Consider the following 22,696-nt stretch of genomic DNA (forward strand, 5'->3'; position numbering starts at 1 on the left):
CTTCTCGAGACGGTCCGCCGCCTCCCGCTTGTCCCCGGTCGTGCCTGTCCACAGCCGTCGTACGGCAAGGTGACGGCTGCCCGGACGCCGACAGGTATAGTCCACTCTCCGTCGCGGGAGCAATATCGCAAGCAAGGTTGCCGCCGTGCGTTTCCGAGTTGAGACCTCGTGGAAATACGCGATGCTCGCACACCTCTCGAACGCGATACCCATTGCATTGAGCCCGAATGCCACAGCCAACGCCCTTGACATCACTGACCACTTGACCACCTACTGGTCCTTGCGCAGGCGAAGTGACAACGTTGTCCATTCTCAACAGGCGCAGGGAGGGTGCTCGCGCATGCAGCACAGATCTCGGCACAGATGGGCTCCTACGGCGGTCGTGGCAACGGCCGCCTTCGCATTGCTGGTGGCGGCCCCGGGCGCGGCGGAGGCCCGGCCCGGCGAAGCGGCGGCCGCGGACCGCGAGTTCGCTTCCTCCTTCGAGCCGGGGGACCCGGCGCCCACGTGGCTGAACACCGTGGACACGACGGCGGACGGCACCAAGCGGGCGTCCGGCGTGGACGGAGGGTACACCACCGGCATTCCGGGCAATGTGACCGACGAGGTGACCGATGTCCGGGCCGGCGCCGAGAACACGGACGGCGGGGAGGTCGCGGACAACCTGATCGACGGCGAACCGAGCACCAAGTGGCTGACGTTCGCGCCGACGGGCTGGGTCGAGTTCGACCTGGACGAGCCGGTCAAAGTCGTGACATACGCCCTGACCTCGGCCAACGACCACGCCGAGCGGGACCCGGCCGACTGGACCCTTCAGGGGTCCACCGACGGCAAGGACTGGAAGACGCTGGACACCCGAACCGGCGACTCGTTCGACCAGCGCTTCCAGACCAAGTCCTACGATCTCGCCGAACCGGCCGAGTTCGCGCACTTCCGGCTGGACATCACCAGGAACCACAGCGGCGGCATACTGCAACTCGCCGATGTGCAGTTCTCCACGGGCAGCAGCACCGACCCCACGCCGAAAGACATGCGCACGCTGGTGGACCGCGGTCCGCTCGGCGCCCCCACCGCCAAGGCGGGCGCGGGGTTCACGGGCAGGCGGGCGCTGCGCTACGCCGGGACGCACACGGCCGACGGGCGGGCGTACTCGTACAACAAGGTCTTCGACGTGAACGTACGCGTCGAGCGGGACACGCAGTTGTCGTACCGGATCTTCCCGGCGATGGCGGACGGCGACCGGGACTACGACGCCACCAACGTCTCGGTCGACCTGGCCTTCACCGACGGCACCCACCTCAGTGACCTGGGCGCGCTCGACCAGCACGGCTTCCCGCTGAGCCCCACCGGACAGGGCGCGGCCAAGTCGCTGTACGTCAACCAGTGGAACAACGTGGTCTCGCGGATCGGGTCGGTGGCGGCCGGCAAGACCGTGGACCGGGTCCTGGTGGCGTACGACTCCCCGAAGGGGCCGGCCAAGTTCCGGGGCTGGCTGGACGACCTGGCGCTGAAGCCCGCACCGCCGGACAAGCCCAAGTCCCACCTGTCCGACTACGCGGTGACCACGCGCGGCACCAACTCCAGCGGCTCCTTCTCCCGGGGCAACGACTTCCCGGCGACCGCACTGCCGCACGGCTTCAACTTCTGGACGCCGGTGACCAACGCGGGCTCGCTGAGCTGGTTGTACGACTACGCACGGGGCAACAACTCCGACAATCTGCCCACGATCCAAGCGTTCAGCGCGAGCCATGAGCCGAGCCCGTGGATGGGTGACCGGCAGACGTTCCAAGTGATGCCGTCGGCCGCGGCCGGCACTCCGGACACCGGGCGCACCGCGCGGGCCCTGCCGTTCCGGCACGAGAACGAGATCGCTCGCCCCTACTACTACGGCGTGACCTTCGAGGGCGGCCTCAAGGCGGAGATGACGCCGACGGACCACGCGGCGGTGCTGCGGTTCACCTACCCCGGCGACGACGCGAGCGTGGTCTTCGACAATGTGACCGAGCAGGCCGGTCTCACCCTCGACAAGGCGGGCGGCGTCGTGACCGGCTTCTCGGACGTGAAGTCCGGGCTGTCGACGGGCGCCACGCGCCTGTTCGTGTACGGCGTGTTCGACGCTCCGGTGACGGACGGGGCGGCCTCGGGCGTGAAGGGCTATCTCCGCTTCAAGCCGGGCGCCGACCACACGGTCACGCTCCGCCTCGCCACCTCCCTCATCGGCATCGACCAGGCGAAGGACAATCTGCGCCAGGAGATCCCGGACGGCACCTCGTTCGACGACGTCAGGGCACGCGCCCAGGGGACGTGGGACAAGCTGCTCGGCACCATCGAGGTCGAGGGCGCGACCACCGACCAGCTCACGACGCTGTACTCGTCGATGTACCGGCTGTACCTCTACCCCAACTCGGGCTTCGAGAAGGTGGGCTCGGCCTACCGGTACGCGTCCCCGTTCTCCCCGATGACCGGACCGGACACGGCCACGCACACCGGGGCGAAGATCGTCGACGGCAAGGTGTACGTCAACAACGGCTTCTGGGACACCTACCGGACGACCTGGCCCGCGTACTCCCTCCTGACGCCGACTCAGGCGGGCGAGTTGGTCGACGGCTTCGTGCAGCAGTACAAGGACGGCGGCTGGACCTCCCGCTGGTCCTCCCCCGGCTACGCGGACCTGATGACGGGCACCTCGTCGGACGTGGCGTTCGCGGACGCCTATGTGAAGGGCGTGAAGTTCGACGCCAAGGCCGCCTACGACGCGGCGGTGAAAAATGCGACGGTCCTGCCGCCGTCGTCCGGCGTGGGCCGCAAGGGCATGGCCACCTCACCGTTCCTCGGCTACACCAGCACCGCCACCCGCGAGGGCCTGTCGTGGGCGATGGACGGTTACATCAACGACTACGGCATCGCCAGGATGGGCCAGGCGCTGTACAAGAAGACCGGCGAACAGCGCTACAAGGAGGAGTCGGCCTACTTCCTCAACCGCGCCCGGGACTACGTCGGCCTCTTCGACTCGAGGGTGGGCTTCTTCCAGGGCCGGGACGCGCAGGGCGACTGGCGGCTGGACCCGTCGAAGTACGACCCGCGCGTGTGGGGCTACGACTACACGGAGACCAACGGCTGGGGCTTCGCCTTCACGGTCCCGCAGGACAGCCGGGGCCTTGCCAATCTGTACGGCGGCCGGGCGAAGCTGGCCGACAAGCTCGACGAGTACTTCGCGACACCGGAGACGGCCTCGCCCCAGTTCGTGGGCTCCTACGGCAGCGTCATCCACGAGATGACGGAGGCCCGTGACGTCCGGATGGGCATGTACGGGCACTCCAACCAGCCCGCGCACCACGTGATCTACATGTACGACGCGGCGGGTCAGCCCTGGAAGGCGCAGGCGAAGGTCCGTGAAGTGCTCTCCCGCCTGTACACCGGCAGCGAGATCGGGCAGGGCTACCACGGCGACGAGGACAACGGCGAGCAGTCCGGCTGGTACGTCTTCTCGGCGCTGGGCTTCTACCCGCTGGTGATGGGCAGCGGCGAGTACGCCATCGGATCCCCGCTGTTCACCAAGGCGACCGTGCACCTGGAGAACGGCAAGGACCTGGTCGTCAAGGCCCCCAGGAACAGCGCGCGGAACGTGTACGTCCAGGGTCTGAGGGTCGACGGCAAGGAGTGGACGTCGACTTCGCTGCCGCACGCGCTGCTCTCCCGGGGCGGTGTGCTGGAGTTCGACATGGGTCCGCGGCCGTCGGCCTGGGGCACCGGGAAGAACGCGGCACCGGCGTCCATCACGCGGGACGACAAGGTGCCCTCGCCGCGGGCGGACGTGCTCAAGGGTGACGGTCCGCTCTTCGACAACACCTCGGCGACGGAGGCGGCCGTGACGAGCGTGGACCTGCCGGTCACGGACGGCACCAAGGCGGTGCAGTACACGCTGACGTCCCCGGCGGACCGCGCGTCGGCCCCCACGGGCTGGACCCTGGAGGCCTCCGAGGACGGCACGCGGTGGACGACCCTGGACCAGCGGTCGAGCGAGTCCTTCACCTGGGGCCGGCAGACGAGGGTGTTCTCCGTCCGGCATCCCGGCACGTACGCGCACTACCGCCTGACCTTCACGACGGAGTCGACGCTGGCGGAGGTGGAGCTGCTGGCCTGACGCACGTCGGCACGCAGGAGGGGCGGGCCCGCCGGGGCCCGCCCCTTCGTGCTGGACAGGAAGCCGTCGTTCGGCCGGAGCGCCGACATGTCCCCCTGAAGGGTGAACGCCATGGGAGAGCCTTGACATCGTTGTCCACGACCGAGGTACAGTCATGTACAGACCAGTCCGACAACGTTGTCGCCTCACCGGTCGACACAAGCCATCAGACCCCGGTCCGGCCTACTCCCCCCGGGCCGGGCCGGCTCGCGGACCGGGTGGCCGCTGTGCGTGCCACCCGGTCCGCCCAGCGGCCCGGACAATCCCCCACCCACCCCCAACCGTCACTCGTAGGGGCGGTGTTCGCCGCTCCGGGGCGCGCGCGGGGCAACCCCAGTGCTCTCGTGGTCATCTACCTGTACGAACGCGATGACCGGGGAGAAGGGCGGGTTGTGCACGGTTCCGGTGCGGACGGTGGCCGCGAGAAGGCCGCCGCCGGCTCCTGGTGGGCGGCCGCGGTGGCGAACCTCCTGATCGGCGTGCTGGCGATCGTCCCCGGCGTGTGCGTCCGGTGGCTGCTGAACAGGTACGCGCTGCTTCACTGCGTCACCGGCTTCGGCTGCGGCGGCACGTCACCGGACCAGACCGTCGGCATGACGCTCGGCGCGGTGCTGGGCGGTGGGTTCATCCTAGGGATCGTGCTGGTGGTGGACGTTCTCATGCCGTGGCAGGAGGGCCGACCGCTGCACCTGTGGCTCGGCATGACGACCCTGGTGCCGGCGCCGTTCGCGGTGGCGCAGCTGGCGGGATGGATCTAGGGCTCCCCGTCAACGACGGCTCCTTCAGGGGCAGTTCGATCGTGAACTCCGTACGGCCCGGAACACTCTCCGCCCGGACGCTGCCGCCGTGCGCCGCCGTGATCGCCGCGGCGATCGCGAGGCCGAGGCCCGAACCGCCCGCTGTGCCGTGCGTGCGGGAGCGGGAGGCGTCGGCGCGGGTGAAGCGTTCGAACACCGTCGGCAGCAGTGCGGTCAGTATGCCGGGCCCGTCGTCCCGTACACGGATCACGCACCGCTCGCCGCTCGCCTCGACGGAGGCGGTGACGGTGGTGCCGGCCGGTGTGTGGACGCGGGCGTTGGCCAGGAGGTGCGCCACCGCCTGGCGCAGCCGTGCCTCGTCCCCGGCGACCAGCGCGGGGGTGTCGAGATGCAGGGCGAGCTGCCAGTCGTGGTCGCCGCCCGCCGCGCGCGCCTCCCACACCGCCTCGGCGACCAGGGACGCGAGGTCCACCTCGGCGCGGTGCAGGGGGCGGCCCTCGTCGAGCCGGGCGAGCAGCAGCAGGTCCTCCACCAGGTGCGTCATGCGGGCCGACTCGGCGGTGACGCGGCGCCAGGCCAGTTCCGGCTCGATCGGGCCGGTGCCCCGGTTCATGAGTTCCGCGTAGCCGGCGATGGAGGCGAGCGGCGTCCGCAGTTCGTGGCTGGCGTCGGCGAGGAAGCGGCGCATGCGTTCCTCGCTGCGACGCACCCGCTCCTCACTGCGCCGGTGCTGGGCGAGCGAGGACTCGACGTGCTCGATCATTCGGTTCAGCGCGGCGCCGACCTGTCCGGCCTTGGTGCCGGGGTCGGTGTCGCGTTCGGGCACGCGGGCGAGGCGGGTGACCTCAGCCTTGCCCAGCGGCGCTCGGGAGACCTCCACGGCGGTGGCGGCGACCCGGCCGAGCGGGCGCAGCTGGCGTCGTATCACCACCGCGCAGACGCAGCCCGCGGCGGCGAGTCCGACGGCCGCCACGGCGACCTCGACCACGACCAGGGCCCCGATCAGGTCCCGGACGTCGTCCATCGGGAGCCCGGTGAGGACACGGACCCCGTCGCCGCCGAGAGCGGTGACCCGGTAGGTGCCGAGGCCCGGCACGGTCCGGGTGTGCATCGAGCCGTCGGGCCTGAGGCCGTCCAGGGCGGCACGCTGGGCGTCGCTGAGGGGCCGCGGCGCCGCACCCCGGGTGACGACCTCGGCCACGGTGACCTTCCCGTGCTCGTCGAGCCGGGCGGCGAGCAGGCCGGCGGGTTGCCCGCGCTCCCCGAGGAAGGCGAGATCGGTATCGCGGTCCGGAAGGAGGGTGGCCTCGGCGCGGCTGCGCTGCGCGGCGTCGCCGACGCGCCGGTCGAGGTCGCCGAGCAGATAGGCGCGCTGGGCGTAGACGGAGGTGAGTGCCATGGCCGCGCAGACCGCGACGAGAACCGCGCCGGTGAACAGGAGCAGCCGCGCGCACAGCGAACGCCCCACCGGCCGTCCCGGGAGCCCGGACCTCATCTCCGCGCCTCAGGGTCTTTCGTTCGGATCAGGCCGGGCTCGTCGTCGACGATCAGCACACGGACCGGGCCGCCGGGGGAAATAGTGGTGCCAGACATGTCGCGATCCTGCACCCGTCCGCTGAGGAAACCCTGTGTCCGCACTGAGCGCCGGCGATGTCCCCGTGTGTCCCCGTGCAGGCGGCGGTCCGAAAGACGGCAAAAGGCCGCACCCCCGGGCGGGGATGCGGCCCTCGACTGCCGTGCCGGATCGCCTACTTGCGGATCAGGCTGCGCAGCACGTACTGCATGATGCCGCCGTTGCGGTAGTAGTCGGCCTCACCGGGGGTGTCGATGCGGACGACCGCGTCGAACTCGACACCGGTGTCGGTGGTGACCTTGACCGTGCGCGGCGTGGTGCCCTCGTTGAGCTCGGTGACGCCGGTGATGGAGAAGGTCTCCTCGCCCGTCAGGCCGAGGCTCGCGGCGGACTGGCCCTCCGGGAACTGGAGCGGCAGGACGCCCATGCCGATGAGGTTCGAGCGGTGGATGCGCTCGTAGGACTCGGCGATGACGGCCTTGACGCCGAGGAGCGCGGTGCCCTTGGCCGCCCAGTCGCGGGACGAGCCGGAACCGTACTCCTTGCCGGCCAGGACGACCAGCGGGATGCCGGCGGCCTGGTAGTTCTGCGAGGCGTCGTAGATGAAGGAGACCGGGCCGCCCTCCTGCGTGAAGTCGCGGGTGTAGCCGCCCTCGGTGCCCGGCGCGATCTGGTTGCGCAGGCGGATGTTGGCGAACGTACCGCGGATCATCACCTCGTGGTTGCCGCGGCGGGAACCGTAGGAGTTGAAGTCGCGGCGCTCGACACCGTGCTCGGTGAGGTACTTGCCGGCCGGGGTGTCGGCCTTGATCGCGCCGGCCGGGGAGATGTGGTCGGTGGTGACCGAGTCGCCGAGCTTGGCGAGGACACGGGCGCCGGTGATGTCCTCGACCGGGGCCGGCTCCATGCCCATGCCCTCGAAGTACGGGGGCTTGCGGACGTAGGTGGACTCCGGGTCCCACTCGAAGGTGTTGCCGGTCGGGACCGGGAGGGACTGCCACTGGGCGTCGCCGGCGAAGACGTCGCTGTAGGACTTGGAGAACATGTCCTCGCCGATGGCGTTGGCGACGACCTCGTTGACCTCGGCCTCGGAGGGCCAGATGTCCTTCAGGTAGACCGGGTTGCCGTCCTGGTCGGTGCCGAGCGCTTCCTTGGTGATGTCCACCTTCATGGAGCCCGCGATGGCGTAGGCCACGACCAGCGGCGGGGACGCCAGGTAGTTCATCTTGACGTCGGGGTTGATACGGCCCTCGAAGTTCCGGTTTCCGGAGAGGACCGAGGTGACCGCGAGGTCGTGGTCGTTGACGGCCTTGGAGACCTCCTCCGGCAGCGGGCCGGAGTTGCCGATGCAGGTGGTGCAGCCGTAACCGACCAGGTTGAAGCCGACCTTGTCCAGGTACGGGGTCAGGCCCGCCTTGTCGAAGTAGTCGGTGACGACCTTGGAACCCGGGGCGAGGGTGGTCTTGACCCACGGCTTGCGGGTCAGGCCCTTCTCGACCGCCTTCTTGGCCACCAGGGCGGCGGCGACCATGACGTAGGGGTTCGAGGTGTTGGTGCAGGAGGTGATGGCGGCGACGGTGACGGCGCCGTGGTCCAGCTCGTAGGTGGTGCCGTCGGGGGCGGTCACCGGAACCGGGTTGGACGGTACGGCACCCGTGCCCTGGCCGTGCTGCGGGGCGCCGGCACCGTTCTCCTGGTGGCCGTAGGCCGGGGCGTCGGAGGCCGGGAAGGACTCGGCGCCGGCCTCGTCGACCGGTGAGGCGGCGGCGTCCGGCGTCTGCGCGATGGGCGCCTCGACGTAGTTGAGGACGTCCTTGGCGAACTGCTGGGCGGCCTCGGCCAGGACGATGCGGTCCTGCGGGCGCTTGGGGCCGGCGATCGAGGGGACGACCGTGGACAGGTCCAGCTCGAGCTTCTCGGAGAAGTCCGGCTCGGCCTTCGGGTCCAGCCAGAGGCCCTGCTGCTTGGCGTAGGCCTCGACGAGGGCGACCTGCTGGTCGGAGCGGCCGGTCAGGCGCAGGTAGTTCAGGGTCTCGTCGTCGATCGGGAAGATCGCTGCGGTGGAGCCGAACTCCGGCGACATGTTGCCGATGGTGGCGCGGTTGGCGAGCGAGGTGGCGGCGACGCCCTCGCCGTAGAACTCGACGAACTTGCCGACCACACCGTGCTTGCGGAGCATCTCGGTGATGGTGAGCACGAGGTCGGTGGCGGTGGTGCCCGGCTGCAGCTCACCGGTGAGCTTGAAGCCGACGACGCGCGGGATGAGCATGGAGACCGGCTGGCCGAGCATCGCGGCCTCGGCCTCGATGCCGCCGACGCCCCAGCCGAGGACGCCGAGGCCGTTGACCATCGTGGTGTGGGAGTCGGTGCCGACCAGGGTGTCCGGGTAGGCCTTGCCGTCACGGACCATCACCACGCGGGCGAGGTGCTCGATGTTGACCTGGTGGACGATGCCGGTGCCCGGGGGGACGACCTTGAACTCGTCGAAGGCGGTCTGGCCCCAGCGCAGGAACTGGTAACGCTCCTTGTTGCGGCCGTACTCCAGCTCGACGTTGACCTTGAAGGCGTCGTTCGTGCCGAACTTGTCGGCGATGACGGAGTGGTCGATGACCAGCTCGGCCGGCGCCAGCGGGTTGATCTTCGCCGGGTCGCCGCCCAGCTCCTTGACGGCCTCGCGCATGGTGGCGAGGTCCACGACACAGGGCACGCCGGTGAAGTCCTGCATGATCACGCGGGCCGGCGTGAACTGGATCTCCTGCGACGGCTGGGCCTGGGAGTCCCAGTTGCCGAGGGCGCGGATGTGGTCGGCGGTGATGTTCGCGCCGTCCTCGGTGCGGAGCAGGTTCTCCAGCAGGACCTTGAGGCTGTAGGGCAGGCGGGCCGAGCCCTCCACCTTGTCCAGCCGGAAGATCTCGTACGACTCGTCGCCCACCTGCAGCGTGCTGCGGGCGTCGAAGCTGTTCGCCGACACGACAGTCTCCTTCATTGATGTGCGCGTACCACCACGATCCTGCCGCCACGGCATCTCGGCCGATCCGCTGAGGGCAGGCTAAGTTAGGTAACCCTTACCAGAGCGGCTGCTGCGGTACGCCTCGGCAGATATCTCGATGTCGAGATAACTCTAGTACATGGGGGCCGGTAGGTCATGCGCGGCCGGAGTGTCCGCTGTCATCCAATCGAGGCGTTTGACAGCGAACCCAGTCGTTTCAGCTTCCTTGCCAGCGAACCTAGTCGCACGAGGTGACGTGCTGGGGGTGCTGGGTGGCCGTGCCGGTCGGGGCGGATCTTGCGGGACCGTACGTCGAGCTGTCGTACGTGGATGCTGTACGCGAGTCTCGGCGGCGTCCGCTGCTGGACTGCGCGACGGCGCGGTTCGAGGACGTGCCTGCGGTGCGGCCCTTTCGCTGGTCGCGTGGTGAGCGTCACTTCCCGGGGTGGTATTGGACGGCGACGACCGGGCGGCACGTCGGTTTCGAGTCGTGGCTGGAGCGGGACCGTCTCGTGCTGATGGACTTCGATCCCAGGGTGGTGGGGATCGCCTCGCAGCCGTTCTGGCTGCACTGGCACGACGAGGAGCGCGAGCGTCGTCACGCGCCGGACTATTTCGTGCGCCGTGCGGACGGCTCGGCGGTGGTCGTCGATGTCCGCGCGGACGAGCGGGTCGAGCCGAGGGACACGGAGGCGTTCGAGGTGACGCGCATGGCCTGCGGCCAGGCCGGTTGGGGCTTCGAGCGGGTCGGGGTTCCTGAGGAAACGCTGCTGGCGAATGTGCGGTGGCTGTCGCGCTACCGGCACCCGCGGTGCCTGCGCGGCCCGGTCGGCGGTCGTCGGCGTCTGCACGGACACCCGCACCGGCCTGGTTCTGGTCGACGAAATCCACAACGTCTCGCAGGTCACACGGGCCGGTGCCGAGGTCTCCGACACCCTGAAGTACTTCTCCGAACGCCTCCCCGCGACGTTCGCCTACGCGGGCATCAACCTCGAAACCAGCGAACTCCTGGCCGGCACCCGGGGCGCCCAGATCGCGAGCCGCTTCACCCTCGTCCCCACCCGCCCGTTCCCCTACGGTGGCGAGTGGAAGGGCCTGGTCGCGACCATGGAGCAGACCCTCCTCCTGCGCGACCATCCGCCAGGCAGTCTGATCAAGCTGGACCGCTACCTCCACAACCGAACCGACGGCATGATCGGCGCGCTCTCCCACGCGATCCGAGGCGCCGCGATCGACGCGATCCTCACGGGCACCGAGCGCATCACCAAGGCATCGCTCGATGCCATCGAACTCGACCACGCTGCCCAGACCTCCGCATCGCCGCTCAAGAACACGACACGGCAATGACCGACACCTTCGGCGCTTCTCTCCAACAGCTCCCCGTCCCAGTCGCACCACGACTGGGTGAGAACACCGACTCCTACATCCGACGCCTAGCCCGCGCCAATCACCTCAAGCCCAGCTACCTGCACACCTTCCTCAGCGGGCCACCCTTCTGGTTCGGGAAGCCTCGCCTCGACCGACTCTCAACTGTCTCCGGACGCACACCGGAAGTACTGCACCGAGCCCTTGTCGATGCGAGTTCACCCCGCTTGCGCTACAAACCGATGCCAGGCCGCTTCGAACGCAAGTGCAGAGATCAGCTGCCTCGGTACGTTGAGCACCAGATCCAGCAACAGGCGATGGAAGGCGCAGTCCCTCTGCGAACGCTCGCTCACCGTCATGGAGTCTCGAAGCGGCTCGTCCACTACTTCCTCGACAACCCGCCCCAACCGTTCGAAGAACGCCCCGTGCGCGGGCCAGCAGTGATCACGCGTTTCCAGCATCTGATCGACCCGCTGATCGCATCCGGACTCAACACACGAGAGATTTGGTGCGAGCTCATGGACACGCACAACACGTCCATCTCCTACGGCACCTTGAACGGCGACATGGGCAAGAAGCGCAAAGAAGACCGCCGACGCGAAGCCCGAAATGCCAGAATCACCGCAGCTCGGTCTCGCTAGATGATCAATTCCAAGGGATGCCTGCGGAGGGTGTGGGGTGGGCGGCGGCACCGAGTACGGCGAACCCGCGTAGTCACTCGTCGTCGGCGGCGACTGACGCGGGTCTCGGTCACCGGGCGGTTGTGGCCGCCACCGAGTGGGCGATGTCGCGATGAGCCTCGTGTTCGGCGAGCCGGCCGGTGAGGGCAGCGTGGACGTCTTCGTAGGTGTCGGGGCCGAGCGGGAGGCGGAGCGGGGTCGCGCCGGAGTCGATGAGGTCGATCATCGCGTCAGTGAGCTTCTCCGCGCTGTTGGGCACCGGGAAGTGGCCGCCGAGGAACGCCTGCCGGGTCTGGGCCGCGGGGGTGTTCTCGTACTCGGGCAGGGGCGGTGCGATGTCGAGCGACGTGCCGAAGTTGGTGGGGGTCGCGCCCGGCTCGATGATGGTCAGGGCCAGGCCGAACGGCGCGATCTCGTGGGCGACGGTCTCGCAGAACCCCTCGATGCCCCACTTGGAGGCGTGGTAGTAGCTGAGGCTGGGGTAGGTGGTCTGACCGCCCGCGGTGGATACCTGCAGGATGCGGCCTCGGCCCTGGGTGCGCAGGTGCGGGAGGGCGGCACGGATGACCTGGATCGAGCCGAGCAGGTTGGTGTCGATGACGCGTCGGATCTGTTCGTCGGATGCCTCCTCGACGGAGGCGAGGACGCCGTAGCCGGCGTTGTTGACGACGACGTCGATCGTGCCGAGGGTCTTGAACGCCTCGGTGACGACGCGACGCACTTGCTCGGTGTCGGTGACATCGAGCTGGGCGGTCCAGAGCCGGTCGCCGTGCTCGGCGCGGAGGTCGTCGAGAGCCTCGGGCCGGCGGAGCGTGGCGGCGACGCGGTCGCCACGGGCCAGGAGGCGTTCGGTGAGCAGTCGCCCGAAGCCTGAGGAGGTGCCGGTGATGAACCAGGTGGTGGTCATGGTGTGTCCTTCGCTGTGTGGTGCGCGTGTCGCGGTGTCGCTGATGCGGGCAGGGGTCATCGATGCGACGGCCTGGGCTGGGCATGAGTCGGCCGAGCTGCTCGCGCTGCCGTGAGGCAACTCGGCCGGACTCGTGAAGGGGTGCCGTCGTCAGCGGGTGCCCGCCTCGGCGCGCGCGTAGAACGCGGCGAGCTCGTGGGGGTTCTTGGTGTAGACGTCGATCTTGCGCACCGTGCCGTCCTCGACCCGGTGGATCTCGACCATGGTCAGCGGGAACTCCTCACCGGTGGTGTGGGCCGTGAGAGTTCCGGTGAGCATTCCGATGACGCCGGCCGGGCCTTCGAACACCTCGGCATCAGTGATGGCGACGTTGGCGTAGCCCATCATCGCGCCCAGGATCGACTGCACGAACACCTCGCGGCCCTGGTGCACGCCGCCGTAGGGGAGCTGGGTCGGCTCGTCGACGATCACCTCAGGGCCGAGCTTGGCCAGGACACCCGGCACGTCGCCCTTGCTCAGCGCGTCATACAGCCCTCGCACGACATCCGCGGGGCTCTCCGTCACAGTCTCGATCTGGTTGCTCATCTCGCGTGCCCTTCAGGTTTGTTCCGGTACGGGAAAGGTCGGCCGGCGGGAGCGCCTACGTCCTCGCACCGGTCGGGCCCCGGGGATCGGGGCACGCACCATGCAACGGGAGACGGCCGTGACCGGGGAGTCTCTGCTGCGAGGGGTACTGGCAGGGACCCCCCACCCCTCGCGCGGCCTGCCTACCCTGGTCGGCATGGACAACCGGGACGCAGTCAGCGCATTCCTCCGCTCCCGACGCGAGAGGATCACCCCCGAGCAGGCGGGTCTGCCGACCTACGGTCGGCGGCAGGTGCCCGGACTGCGCAGGGGCGAGGTCGCCACGCTCGCCGGGGTAAGCGTCGAGTACTACACGCGCCTGGAGCGCGGCAACCTGCGGGGTGTCTCCGACAGCGTGCTGGACGCCCTCGCCCAGGCACTGCGGCTGGATGCCACCGAGCGCATGTACCTGTACGACCTCGCCCGCGCCGCCGGACCGGCGCCCGGGGCGCGAGCACGGAAGCGGGAGGTGCGGCCGGCGGTGCGGCCGAGCGTGGCCCGGATCGTCGAGGGCATGTCGGGGATGGCGGCGTTCGTGATGAACAACCGCCTCGATGCGCTGGCCGCCAACCCGCTGGGCCGGGCCCTGTACTCGGAGATGTACGCCGATGCGACATGCGGGGCGAACGTCGCCCGGTTCGCGTTCTTCAGTCCGGCGGCCAGGCGGTTCTACACCGACTGGGAGCGCATGGCCCGCTTCGCCGTGGGTGCGCTGCGCGTCGAGGCGGGGAAGAGCCCTTACGACCGGGAACTGTCGAATCTGATCGGTGAACTGTCCACCCGCAGCGACGCCTTCCGCGTGATGTGGGGATCCCACGACGTGCATGTCTTCCGCGACAGCACCAAACGCCTCAACCACCCGCTCGTCGGCGACCTGGAACTCGACCAGGAGACCATGAGCCTGCCGGACGAAAGCGGCCTGAGCGTGGTCGTCTACAGCGCGCCCCCCGAAACCGCCGCCGAGGACGGCCTGAAACTGCTCGCCAGCTGGTCCGCCACGACCGGACAGCAGAACGCGCAATCCACGAGCAAACCGTCGACCCGGCAGCCCTGACCGGCGACACCTGCCCAAAGAACCACTCCAACCACCTGCGGCCACTTGCGAAGTCCCATGTCGCCCAGCCCCGGTGACCGGGGCTGGGGAATTCCAGGCTCTGTCGGAGATCTCGTTATGCGCACCGCCGGACGTACCTCCTGGCCATAGCTCCAGGGTCCTCCCATTCGGCGGCGCGGGACCGGGTCATTCCTCGTCGGTGGCATCCGGATCGCGCAGCGGACGCAGGCCTCCGGGCAGGTCGGGAAGCTGGAAGGAGTACCGGCCGAGCATGTTGACGTGATGCCGCACGAACGGCGAGAGGCGGGTCACGTCCTCGTCACGGACGTCGAAGCCGTCCGCACGCAGCTGGTTCACCGCGGCGTCCATGTACCGCGTGTTGAACAGCACCAAGGCGTTGAGGACCAGGCCCAGGGCGCTACCGCGGCGTACAACGGGGCGCCGTCCCTTACACGTATCTCCTCCGCCGACCTTCTGCGGCCTGAGCCTGCACCTGGCCTACGATCACTGACCCCTTGGACTAGATCATCTAGCTCGCTTGATCACCTTTGCCATCGAACTTAGTCGCCGCTGGCCAGAAGCTCCTCGCCGACTAAGTTCGATGGCAAGGGACACGGAGCTCGCTGCGACACACCCCTCTCACCAGGCATCACTCCGCCCTCTTCACTCGAACGGACCCCACAAGATGCCCCATCTCATATCTGAGATAACCTCAGTCTCATGTCAGACGACTACCTCGTACGCATCGGCAAGCTCATCCGTGTCTCACGCCAGCACCGGGGCCTGACCCAGGCGCAGCTCGCCGAGGCACTCGGTACCAGTCAGAGCGCCGTCAACCGCATCGAGCGGGGCAACCAGAACCTCAGCCTTGAGATGATCGCCCGCATCGGGGACGCCCTGGAGAGCGAGATCGTGTCCCTGGGCTACGCGGGCCCCATGCATCTGCGCGTGGTCGGCGGCCGCCGGCTCTCCGGCGCGATCGACGTCAAGACGAGCAAGAACGCCTGCGTGGCGCTGCTGTGCGCCTCGCTGCTCAACAAGGGCCGCACGGTGCTGCGCCGCGTCGCCCGCATCGAGGAGGTGTACCGCCTGCTGGAGGTGCTCACCTCGATCGGGGTGCGGACCCGGTGGATCAACGAAGGGGTCGATCTGGAGATCGTCCCGCCCGCGGACCTCGACCTGGACGCCGTCGACGCCGAGGCCGCCCGCCGTACGCGGTCCATCATCATGTTCCTCGGTCCGCTGCTGCACCGCCTCGACCGCTTCAAGCTGCCGTACGCGGGCGGCTGCGACCTCGGGACGCGCACCATCGAGCCGCACATGATCGCGCTGCGCCGCTTCGGGCTCGAGGTCACCGCCACGGAGGGGCTGTACCACGCGGTGGTGGACCGGTCCGTCTCCCCCGGCCGGGCGATCGTGCTGACCGAGCGCGGCGACACCGTGACCGAGAACGCGCTGCTGGCCGCCGCGCGGCACAACGGCGTCACGGTCATCCGCAACGCCTCCTCCAACTACATGGTCCAGGACCTGTGCTTCTTCCTCGAGGCGCTCGGCGTCGAGGTCGAGGGCATCGGCACCACCACGCTCACCGTCCACGGCGTGCCGAACATCGACGTCGACGTCGACTACTCCCCCTCCGAGGACCCGGTCGAGGCGATGAGCCTGGTGGCCGCCGCGGTGGTCACCGAGTCGGAACTGACCGTGCGCCGGGTGCCGATCGAGTTCCTGGAGATCGAGCTCGCGGTGCTGGAGGAGATGGGGCTCGACCACGACCGCACGCCCGAGTACTCCGCCGACAACGGCCGTACGCGGCTGGTGGACCTGACCGTGCGGCCCTCCAAGCTGGAGGCGCCGATCGACAAGATCCACCCGATGCCGTTCCCCGGCCTCAACATCGACAACGTCCCGTTCTTCGCGGCCATCGCGGCCTCCGCGCAGGGCAAGACGCTGATCCACGACTGGGTCTACGACAACCGGGCCATCTACCTGACCGACCTCAACCGCCTGGGCGGGCGCCTGCAGTTGCTCGACCCGCACCGGGTTCTGGTCGAGGGCCCGACCCGCTGGCGCGCCGCCGAGATGATGTGCCCGCCCGCGCTGCGCCCCGCCGTGGTCGTCCTGCTGGCGATGATGGCGGCCGAGGGCACGTCCGTACTGCGCAACGTGTACGTCATCAACCGCGGCTACGAGGACCTGGCCGAGCGGCTGAACTCGGTGGGGGCTCAGATCGAGATCTTCCGGGACATTTGATGAGCGGATGCCGCCGCACGCCTTCCTGACCTGCGACGAAGCGGGTCAAGAAGGGGTGCGGCGGCATCCGTGGGACTTCTCTGGGACTTTGCGCCTGCGGCGGACTCCTATGGGCCGCGCTCCACGAGTGCCGACGTCCGGTCGTGGCTACGCGAAGATCGCGTCGATTGCGGCGCTGCCCCGTGCGCCCGCGCGGGGCAGGAACTGGGAGTGGCGACCTGGTCCACGTCGACGCCGAGAAGCTCGGACGCATCCCGACCGACGGCGGCCGGCACATGCGGCCGGCGCAGCGATGGAGAACTTGCAGATGGTCTGCTCGATCCCGGCGGCCTGCAGCACGTCGGTGACCTTGGGCAGTTCGTCCTCGGTGACGACCGGGTCGCCCATCATTTGGCGTGAGAGTGAAGCGCAGGGGACCGTACCGGTCGCGCCCCCGGTACACGCCCCCACGTCAACGTCGGTCAAACCGCTGTGGGTACTCCCGACGCCGCGGCCCGGGCCTCATCGGCGGTCCGCGGGCGCAGCGCCCGATCGGCCAGGAATCCGAAGATCACCCCGAACGACGCCCACAGCAGCGCCTGGATGCCGAGCGAAGCCATACGGAACTGCCACAGCACGCTCGCCGGGAAGTCCTTCGGTACTTCGTCGACCGTCGGCAGCAATGCGATAGCCACCGCGATGACCGCGATGAAGGCGACCGCCCCAGCGAGGGTTGCGTTCCAGTTGCCGTACCGTCCGGCGAGACGCCGGCCGAGGATCACCACCCCGACGCCGACGAGCACGGCAAGGGCGATCATGCCGAAGTACAGCGTGGTGCGCTTGCCGATGGTGTCCGGATCGTTGGCGCCCGGCGGGTTGGCCGGGTACTTCAGGAACGGCACCATATAGACGGTGACGAACGCACCCCCGGCGACGAAAGCGGCGGTGGCCCGTGCCCCGAAGCGGCCGATCCGCCCGAGGGCGAAGCAGAACACCAGCGCGGCGATGCCGCCCACGGCGGTACCGAACACCAGCACCGCCGTGGCCAGACCAGCAGTCGACTGCATGGCCCGGCTGACGATCTCGACCTCGTGCTCGTGGCTGTGGGCCTTCTCGTAGGCGATGCCCGCATTCACGCCCGGCTCGCCGATCAGGCGGCCCAGGCCAAAGGCGAGCAGGCCGGCGGAGAGGCCCGAGAGCATGCCGCGCACGAGCAGCGTCCGCACGATTGCGGAGTTCATGCGGCTCCCCCCGTGCCGGTCAGTGGCAGGGGAAGCCGAGCAGGTGCCGGCCGTCGTGCACCCACTCGTGCACGCCCGCGCCGGACAGCAGTGAGGTTGCGCCCTCCTCGGCGCCGACGAAGTACAGCAGGACCAGCATCAGCAGGCCGAAGAACGCCGCCCACGGCGCGATGGCGCGGATCGGCAGTTTGGCCACGGTGGGTGGGGAGAGCGGGGCAGGGGTGATGGCGGACTGCGCCATGGCGGGCCTCCTTCGGGAACACGCGTCCCGTGGTCGGTGGAGCACGCGACGACGGCATGGGGGTCTGACTCGCCGACAAACCCCTTCCTAGGAAGGGAGTTGTGCGGCACACAGTGGCGCGACCGTGCCGGACTTTCACCGGTCTTCCGGACACACCGTCGTCCTAACGCCCATGACGGTACCGATCCTTTACTCACCGGCCAAGATGGCCTGCCTCACTCAGCGTCCGGAACGCCCGTGATCTCGGCTAGCCTCACCGCCATGACAATCCGGCTGACGCTGGTCGCTCCTGCGATGGGACCGGCTGCCCGGCAGGTGCGCATCGACGGAGACCTTCCACTCGACGCACGCGGACGGGAACAGGCCCGTGCCACGCGTGAGGTTCTGCCGCCCGCCGACCGTCACCTGTGCGGGCCCTCCCGGCGGTGCCGCGAGACCGCCGAAGCCCTCGGTCTGGAAGCATCGGTGGAAGCGGCGCTGCGCGATCTGGAACTGGGCACCTGGCACGGCCGTACGCTCGACGACCTCGCCACCGCCGAACCGGAAGCGCTCGCCGCGTGGACCTCCGACCCCGCCGCCGCCCCGCACGGCGGCGAATCCGTCCTCCACCTGTGCGGACGCATCAGCGAGTGGCTGGACCACCTCGCCGAGGACAGCGGTCGGCTGCTCATCGTCGCCGACCCGGCGGTCGCGCGTGCTGCCGTACTGCATGCGTTGACCGCGCCCGCGCACGCCTTTTGGCGCGTCGACATCCCGCCCTTGGCGTGTGTACAGCTCACAGGCAGAGCCGGGCGCTGGAACCTCCGGATGGGGTGACGGACGGACGTCCCGGGGGCTCGGTGATGCGCAGCCGGGCAATCGATCATCGACCGCCGCATCCCAGGGCCGCGTTCCAACGGGGGCCCGGTGCCCTGTCCGGGAGCCGTACCGTCGGCGGGGACGGGAGGGCGGCGGAGGCCGTGGAACGTCAGTCACAATGCGCGAAGCTGGGTGAGCAGTTGGAGGGTGTCCGAGTTGAGCCAGTACTCCACGAACCTGCCGTCCTGTATCCGCAGGGTGTCCGTGCCGGTGAAGGTGACGACGGTACCCGGCTGTGCCTTCGCCCCGGGGAAGCCCCCGGCGTAGGTGCCGGTGGCCGTCCAGCGCACGGAGGCACGGTGCCCGGCGACCAGAGGATCGATCTGCAGCGAGAAGCGCAGGTCGGGGAAGGCGGCACGGGTCTGGGCGATCCAGGCCGCCAGGCCGTCCGCGCCGCGGATGCTGCTGCCGTCACCTCCGTCCAGGAGGGCGGCGTGAACCTTGAAGTCCGGCGAGATGATGCCGGACGCCTGGGTGAAGTCGCCGTTCCAGAGGCGGAGCCAGGAGTCGAGCATCGCCTTCGGGCTCTTGACGGCGCTCGGGTGGCCCTGTGATGTGACCGTGTGTCCGGCGGCGGACGAGGTGGGTGCGGCGGCCGTCGTCGCGCTGACAGCCAGGGCGGCCATGGCCGCGGGGGCGAGCAGGCGCATCCGGTTGCGTGCGGTGGTGGTCATGGTGCTTCCTCACATATCGGTGGGACGAAACAGGGAGTGTCAGTCGGTGCAGGTGGTGCCGGGTGCGGGCAGGGTGCGGACGGTCAGGTAGCGGTTGGTGGCGTCGCGCACGCACGGCGAGAGCAGGAACATGCTGTAGTCGTCGCCTCGCGGCTGAGGACGACGCTGCCGGGCAACTGGGCCGCCGTGGCTAAGCCGGCGCGGTGTGGAGCGAGAGTGGAGCGAGAGCCTGGGAGCAGGCGCTCCAGCTGATCCGGCTCGCGGGGATGGCCAGTTGGGGCGGGGCAGGGGCGGCGATCGCCGGGGTGGCGACGACGGCCGTGGCCATGAGGGCGGCGGTGAGGGTCCGCCGGACATACGTGCGGAGTCTGGGCACGACGGGGCTCTCCTGTACGTCTTCGCGCCGTGACGGCGCAGGGGATGAGGGGAGGGTGTGGCCAGGTGTGACTCGCGTGTTCGCCGGCTTCCGCGGGCATCGTCAGGCGTGGAGGACGACCTTTCCGGCGACGGTGCCGGACTCGGCCAGCCGCATGGCCTCGGCGACCCTGGTGAGGGGGAGCTCGGCGGCGATCTGGGCGGTGATATCACCGCGCCTGAGGGCTTCGAAGACCTCTGTGAGGTCGGCGCGGAGCCGGGCCTGGAAACGGCTGCGGCTGAGGGCGCGGCCGGCCCAGACGTTGAAGAAGTAGGCGTGGCGGTGGTTGGGCAGGGCGTTCCACAGCCAGACCCGGCCCAGCAGCTTGAGCACGGGCCACTGCTTGGAGCCCTCGTCGTCGCGGGTGGAGGCGCTGCCGTAGGAGACGAGGGTGCCGCCGGGCGCGAGGAGGCGCCAGGAGTCGACGATGCCGCGGCCGCCGACGTGGTCGAAGACGGCGTCCACACCGCGCGGGGCGAGCTCACGGATGCGGGCGGGGATGTCCTCGGTGCGGTAGTCGATCGGGGTCACCCCTCGTTCCCGCAGGGCGGCGTGGTGGCGCGCGGAAGCGGTGCCGATGACCTTCGCGCCCGCGGCTTGGGCGAGCTGGACCAGGACCGAGCCGACTCCCCCGTTGGCACCGTGCACCAGAACGGTCTGCCCGGCGCGGATGCGGGCCTTGCGGTGCAGCATCTGCCAGGCCGTGATGCCGTTGATCACCACGGTCTCCGCCTCCGCCGCGCCGATCCCGTCCGGGACCGGCACCACGTCGGCGGCGTCGACGACCACGTGGCTGGCCCAGCCGCCGACCTTCAGCAGCGCGGCCACCCGGATGCCGACGAGGTCGGCACCGACACCGTCCCCGGTCGCCGCCACGGTGCCGACCATGTCGTAACCGGGGACGAACGGGAAGGGCGGCTGGTCGTAGTAGCGGCCCCGGCGCATCTGCTGCTCGGCGAAGGAGACACCGGTCGCCTCCATGCGGATCACGACCTCGCCCGGTCCGGGGGCGGGCACGGCCCTCACCTGCCGCACCTCCAGCCCCTCCGGCTCGACCCTGCCCGGCAGCACGACCTCGACCATTGCTCCAGCGTTCATGACGACCTCCATCAACCTCACCAGCACAGTTAGTAGCTGGCGCTTTCGTTAGAAGTTATAACCGACGCTTGGAGTGACGGTCAAGAGCATTCGTAATAGGGTCTAACTCAGAGGGGTCCGGGAGCTCTAATCGCTTCCACCAGGACCGGAGACCAGATGGAGGAGGGGACGCCCACGTGACCGTTGCGGGCAAGGAGACACCACGCGAGCGCTACCGGGCCCAGCTGCGGGCCGAGATCAAGGAGCGCGCCTGGGAGCAGATCGCCGCCGCGGGGGCGTCAGGGCTGTCCCTGAACGCCATCGCCAAGCAGATGGGCATGAGCGGCCCCGCGCTCTACCGGTACTTCGCCAGCCGGGACGAGCTGATCAGCGAGCTGATCCGGGACGCCTACCGCAGCCTCGCCGACACCGTCCGCACCGCCGCCGCGTCGGGTGCGGATCTGGCGGGGCTGGGACACGCGCTGCGCGCCTGGGCACTGGACGACCCCCAGCGCTACTTCCTCGTCTACGGCACACCGGTCCCCGGCTACCACGCACCCGACGACGTCACCGAGATCGCATCCGAGATCATGGAAAGCCTCCTGGACGCCGCCCAGTCGGGCGGCACTGCGGCGGACACCCCGGACGATGCCCGTCTCGAAGCCCACCTCGCCGAGCACCGGCGGTGGGCGGCCGACCATCCCGCATCCCCGGCCGCCCTGCGTCGCGCATTGCTCTTCTGGACCCGCCTGCACGGCATCCTCTCCCTGGAGCTTGCGGGCCAGTTCACCGGCATGGGCCTCGACCCGGCGGAGCTCTACGAGAACGAACTGCGGCACCTGACGCGGTAGGCGGCCACTCCAGGTCACCGAGGCCGCAGTGATCCGCCGCGCATGTGATCCGATCCGGCGTTCCGGCCGTTGCACAAGAGGAGTTGCAGGGCGTCGTGGTCGGGTGTGCCGTGGAACGGTGCCCGTCGAAGAGAGCGGCGGGCCGGATGACGGCTGCCCCGCCCAGAGTTTGACGGGCGGGAGGAGTCAATCGGCCGAACGCGGTGGTGGTGCCGGGCTCGCTTCGTGCGTGGCGGCCCAGGAGGCGAGCAGGCGCAGAGCCTCGCGTGTCCACCGGTGTCGCTGCCCGTGCCGGGCGTCGCAGCGGTCAGAGGCTGGTGAGCAGGCCGTCTAGCGGAGCGGGGATGCGGTCGGTGTCGAGGGCCTCGCCGAGGACGCGGCCGTAGTGGATCTTGCGCCCCTTCTTCGTGCCGAGGAAGCGCCGCAACTGCTGCTGCGAGGTGCGGCCCCGCTGTGCGGGCTGGCGCAGGAAGGTCTCCCAGGCGCGCAGGTCGCCCTGCGCCCGGACGAGCTCCTCCACCCGTGTCACGCCCAGCGCACGGATGAGCTCGTCCTCCAGATCCGCCGCGCAGACGAAGAACCCTTGGTGTGCTGCACCGGCCCGCTCCCAAGCGCGGACGTAGTAGCGGCGCTCCGCCTGGTCGCACAGTCCCGTGAGGCGGAGGCCCAGGCCGGGTGGCCCGAGGAGGCTGGCGAAGCGCCCGACGCTCATGGCACCGCCCATCGGCAGGACGCAGACTCCCTCGGCCGCCAGGTCCCTGCCGCGGCCGACGGCCAGCGCGTCGACCGCTGCCGCATCGCTCAGCCCCTCGAGCAGGACGGCCGCCCGGACGGGCAGCCGCGCGGCGAGTTCGCGCGCGGCGTCGCCGGGGCCGCCGGCCGCCCACGCGGTCACCGCCTCCCGGAACGACCGCATGTCAGCCATGAGGCCGAGTCTCCGCCCTTGCCCGCCAGGGCGCCAGGGGATTTCCGCCGGC

The 22,696-nt window shown here is 69.6% G+C and carries 18 protein-coding genes, 3 pseudogenes and 1 riboswitch; of the genes and pseudogenes, 10 read left to right on the top strand and 11 right to left on the bottom strand.

Annotated features, from left to right (window positions below; all coding sequences use genetic code 11):
* The first annotated feature begins 340 nt into the window (after positions 1-340).
* On the top strand, positions 341-4,144 hold the full coding sequence (locus ACIRC0_RS06735) for a GH92 family glycosyl hydrolase (protein ID WP_403612148.1): 3,804 nt from the start codon (positions 341-343) through the stop codon (positions 4,142-4,144).
* A 383-nt stretch (positions 4,145-4,527) separates the two neighbouring features.
* Positions 4,528-4,941: a hypothetical protein gene (locus ACIRC0_RS06740; protein WP_403612151.1), complete on the top strand. Its 414-nt coding sequence runs from the start codon at positions 4,528-4,530 to the stop codon at positions 4,939-4,941.
* On the opposite strand, the gene ACIRC0_RS06745 is transcribed toward ACIRC0_RS06740, so the two are convergent.
* A complete protein-coding gene (locus ACIRC0_RS06745; protein ID WP_403612153.1) occupies positions 4,841-6,436 on the bottom strand; it encodes a sensor histidine kinase in 1,596 nt (531 codons plus the stop codon). The genes ACIRC0_RS06740 and ACIRC0_RS06745 overlap by 101 nt on opposite strands.
* Before the next feature lie 253 nt (positions 6,437-6,689).
* Positions 6,690-9,485: an aconitate hydratase gene (locus tag ACIRC0_RS06750; RefSeq protein ID WP_403612157.1), complete on the bottom strand. Its 2,796-nt coding sequence runs from the start codon at positions 9,483-9,485 to the stop codon at positions 6,690-6,692.
* A 419-nt stretch (positions 9,486-9,904) separates the two neighbouring features.
* On the opposite strand from ACIRC0_RS06750, the pseudogene ACIRC0_RS06755 reads away from it, so the two are divergent.
* From ACIRC0_RS06755 to ACIRC0_RS06765, 3 genes and pseudogenes are all read left to right on the top strand, one after another.
* Positions 9,905-10,270 (top strand): annotated as a pseudogene (locus ACIRC0_RS06755) (TnsA-like heteromeric transposase endonuclease subunit); the annotation flags it as partial.
* Between the two features lie 64 nt (positions 10,271-10,334).
* Positions 10,335-10,850: pseudogene (locus ACIRC0_RS06760) on the top strand (ATP/GTP-binding protein); the annotation flags it as partial.
* A complete protein-coding gene (locus ACIRC0_RS06765; RefSeq protein ID WP_403612803.1) occupies positions 10,847-11,509 on the top strand; it encodes a hypothetical protein in 663 nt (220 codons plus the stop codon). The pseudogene ACIRC0_RS06760 and the gene ACIRC0_RS06765, both read left to right, overlap by 4 nt.
* A gap of 109 nt (positions 11,510-11,618) precedes the next feature.
* Here ACIRC0_RS06765 and ACIRC0_RS06770 read toward each other — a convergent pair whose 3' ends face one another.
* Positions 11,619-12,455 carry an SDR family oxidoreductase gene (locus ACIRC0_RS06770; protein WP_403612160.1) on the bottom strand — a complete coding sequence of 279 codons (837 nt, stop codon included), beginning with the start codon at positions 12,453-12,455 and terminating at the stop codon, positions 11,619-11,621.
* On the opposite strand from ACIRC0_RS06770, the gene ACIRC0_RS06775 reads away from it, so the two are divergent.
* A complete protein-coding gene (locus ACIRC0_RS06775) occupies positions 12,436-12,570 on the top strand; it encodes a hypothetical protein (protein ID WP_403612163.1) in 135 nt (44 codons plus the stop codon). The genes ACIRC0_RS06770 and ACIRC0_RS06775 overlap by 20 nt on opposite strands.
* Before the next feature lie 35 nt (positions 12,571-12,605).
* Here ACIRC0_RS06775 and ACIRC0_RS06780 read toward each other — a convergent pair whose 3' ends face one another.
* Positions 12,606-13,040 (bottom strand): nuclear transport factor 2 family protein, encoded by a 435-nt coding sequence (locus tag ACIRC0_RS06780; protein ID WP_403612166.1) that lies wholly within the window; start codon positions 13,038-13,040, stop codon positions 12,606-12,608.
* Between the two features lie 196 nt (positions 13,041-13,236).
* Here ACIRC0_RS06780 and ACIRC0_RS06785 point away from each other — a divergent pair, with 196 nt between their 5' ends.
* On the top strand, positions 13,237-14,133 hold the full coding sequence (locus ACIRC0_RS06785; RefSeq protein ID WP_403612169.1) for a helix-turn-helix domain-containing protein: 897 nt from the start codon (positions 13,237-13,239) through the stop codon (positions 14,131-14,133).
* A 186-nt stretch (positions 14,134-14,319) separates the two neighbouring features.
* Here the strand turns inward: ACIRC0_RS06785 and ACIRC0_RS06790 are convergent.
* Positions 14,320-14,550, bottom strand: a pseudogene (locus ACIRC0_RS06790) (Tn3 family transposase); the annotation flags it as partial.
* A gap of 303 nt (positions 14,551-14,853) precedes the next feature.
* Between ACIRC0_RS06790 and ACIRC0_RS06795 the strand changes: the two are divergent.
* Positions 14,854-16,383, top strand: a complete 1,530-nt coding sequence (locus ACIRC0_RS06795; protein WP_403612171.1) for a helix-turn-helix domain-containing protein — start codon at positions 14,854-14,856, stop codon at positions 16,381-16,383.
* Between the two features lie 461 nt (positions 16,384-16,844).
* Here the strand turns inward: ACIRC0_RS06795 and ACIRC0_RS06800 are convergent, their stop codons facing one another.
* Both ACIRC0_RS06800 and ACIRC0_RS06805 read right to left on the bottom strand, forming a co-directional pair.
* The gene (locus tag ACIRC0_RS06800; protein ID WP_403612174.1) at positions 16,845-17,603 is read right to left on the bottom strand and encodes a CbtA family protein; all 759 of its coding nucleotides are present in this window, start codon (positions 17,601-17,603) and stop codon (positions 16,845-16,847) included.
* A gap of 19 nt (positions 17,604-17,622) precedes the next feature.
* Positions 17,623-17,844, bottom strand: a complete 222-nt coding sequence (locus ACIRC0_RS06805) for a CbtB-domain containing protein (protein WP_403612177.1) — start codon at positions 17,842-17,844, stop codon at positions 17,623-17,625.
* A 40-nt stretch (positions 17,845-17,884) separates the two neighbouring features.
* Positions 17,885-18,034, bottom strand: a riboswitch (cobalamin riboswitch).
* A gap of 71 nt (positions 18,035-18,105) precedes the next feature.
* On the opposite strand from ACIRC0_RS06805, the gene ACIRC0_RS06810 reads away from it, so the two are divergent.
* Positions 18,106-18,660, top strand: a complete 555-nt coding sequence (locus tag ACIRC0_RS06810; RefSeq protein ID WP_403612179.1) for a histidine phosphatase family protein — start codon at positions 18,106-18,108, stop codon at positions 18,658-18,660.
* A gap of 155 nt (positions 18,661-18,815) precedes the next feature.
* On the opposite strand, the gene ACIRC0_RS06815 is transcribed toward ACIRC0_RS06810, so the two are convergent.
* The 3 genes from ACIRC0_RS06815 to ACIRC0_RS06825 all read right to left on the bottom strand — a co-directional run bounded on the left by ACIRC0_RS06815 (position 18,816) and on the right by ACIRC0_RS06825 (position 20,889).
* The gene (locus ACIRC0_RS06815) at positions 18,816-19,376 is read right to left on the bottom strand and encodes an ester cyclase (RefSeq protein ID WP_403612182.1); all 561 of its coding nucleotides are present in this window, start codon (positions 19,374-19,376) and stop codon (positions 18,816-18,818) included.
* A 190-nt stretch (positions 19,377-19,566) separates the two neighbouring features.
* Positions 19,567-19,752, bottom strand: coding sequence for a hypothetical protein (locus ACIRC0_RS06820; RefSeq protein ID WP_403612185.1), 186 nt, complete (start codon positions 19,750-19,752; stop codon positions 19,567-19,569).
* Positions 19,753-19,854: 102 nt separating this feature from the next.
* Positions 19,855-20,889 carry a medium chain dehydrogenase/reductase family protein gene (locus tag ACIRC0_RS06825; protein WP_403612188.1) on the bottom strand — a complete coding sequence of 345 codons (1,035 nt, stop codon included), beginning with the start codon at positions 20,887-20,889 and terminating at the stop codon, positions 19,855-19,857.
* Positions 20,890-21,065: 176 nt separating this feature from the next.
* Here ACIRC0_RS06825 and ACIRC0_RS06830 point away from each other — a divergent pair, with 176 nt between their 5' ends.
* Positions 21,066-21,719: a TetR/AcrR family transcriptional regulator gene (locus ACIRC0_RS06830; protein ID WP_403612191.1), complete on the top strand. Its 654-nt coding sequence runs from the start codon at positions 21,066-21,068 to the stop codon at positions 21,717-21,719.
* A 307-nt stretch (positions 21,720-22,026) separates the two neighbouring features.
* Here the strand turns inward: ACIRC0_RS06830 and ACIRC0_RS06835 are convergent, their stop codons facing one another.
* Complete coding sequence (locus ACIRC0_RS06835) at positions 22,027-22,644, bottom strand: TOPRIM nucleotidyl transferase/hydrolase domain-containing protein (protein ID WP_403612194.1); 618 nt, start codon at positions 22,642-22,644, stop codon at positions 22,027-22,029.
* Positions 22,645-22,696 lie beyond the last annotated feature (52 nt).

This window comes from Streptomyces sp. NPDC093984, from assembly GCF_044764595.1.
GTDB classification, from domain to species: Bacteria; Actinomycetota; Actinomycetes; order Streptomycetales; family Streptomycetaceae; genus Streptomyces; species Streptomyces cynarae.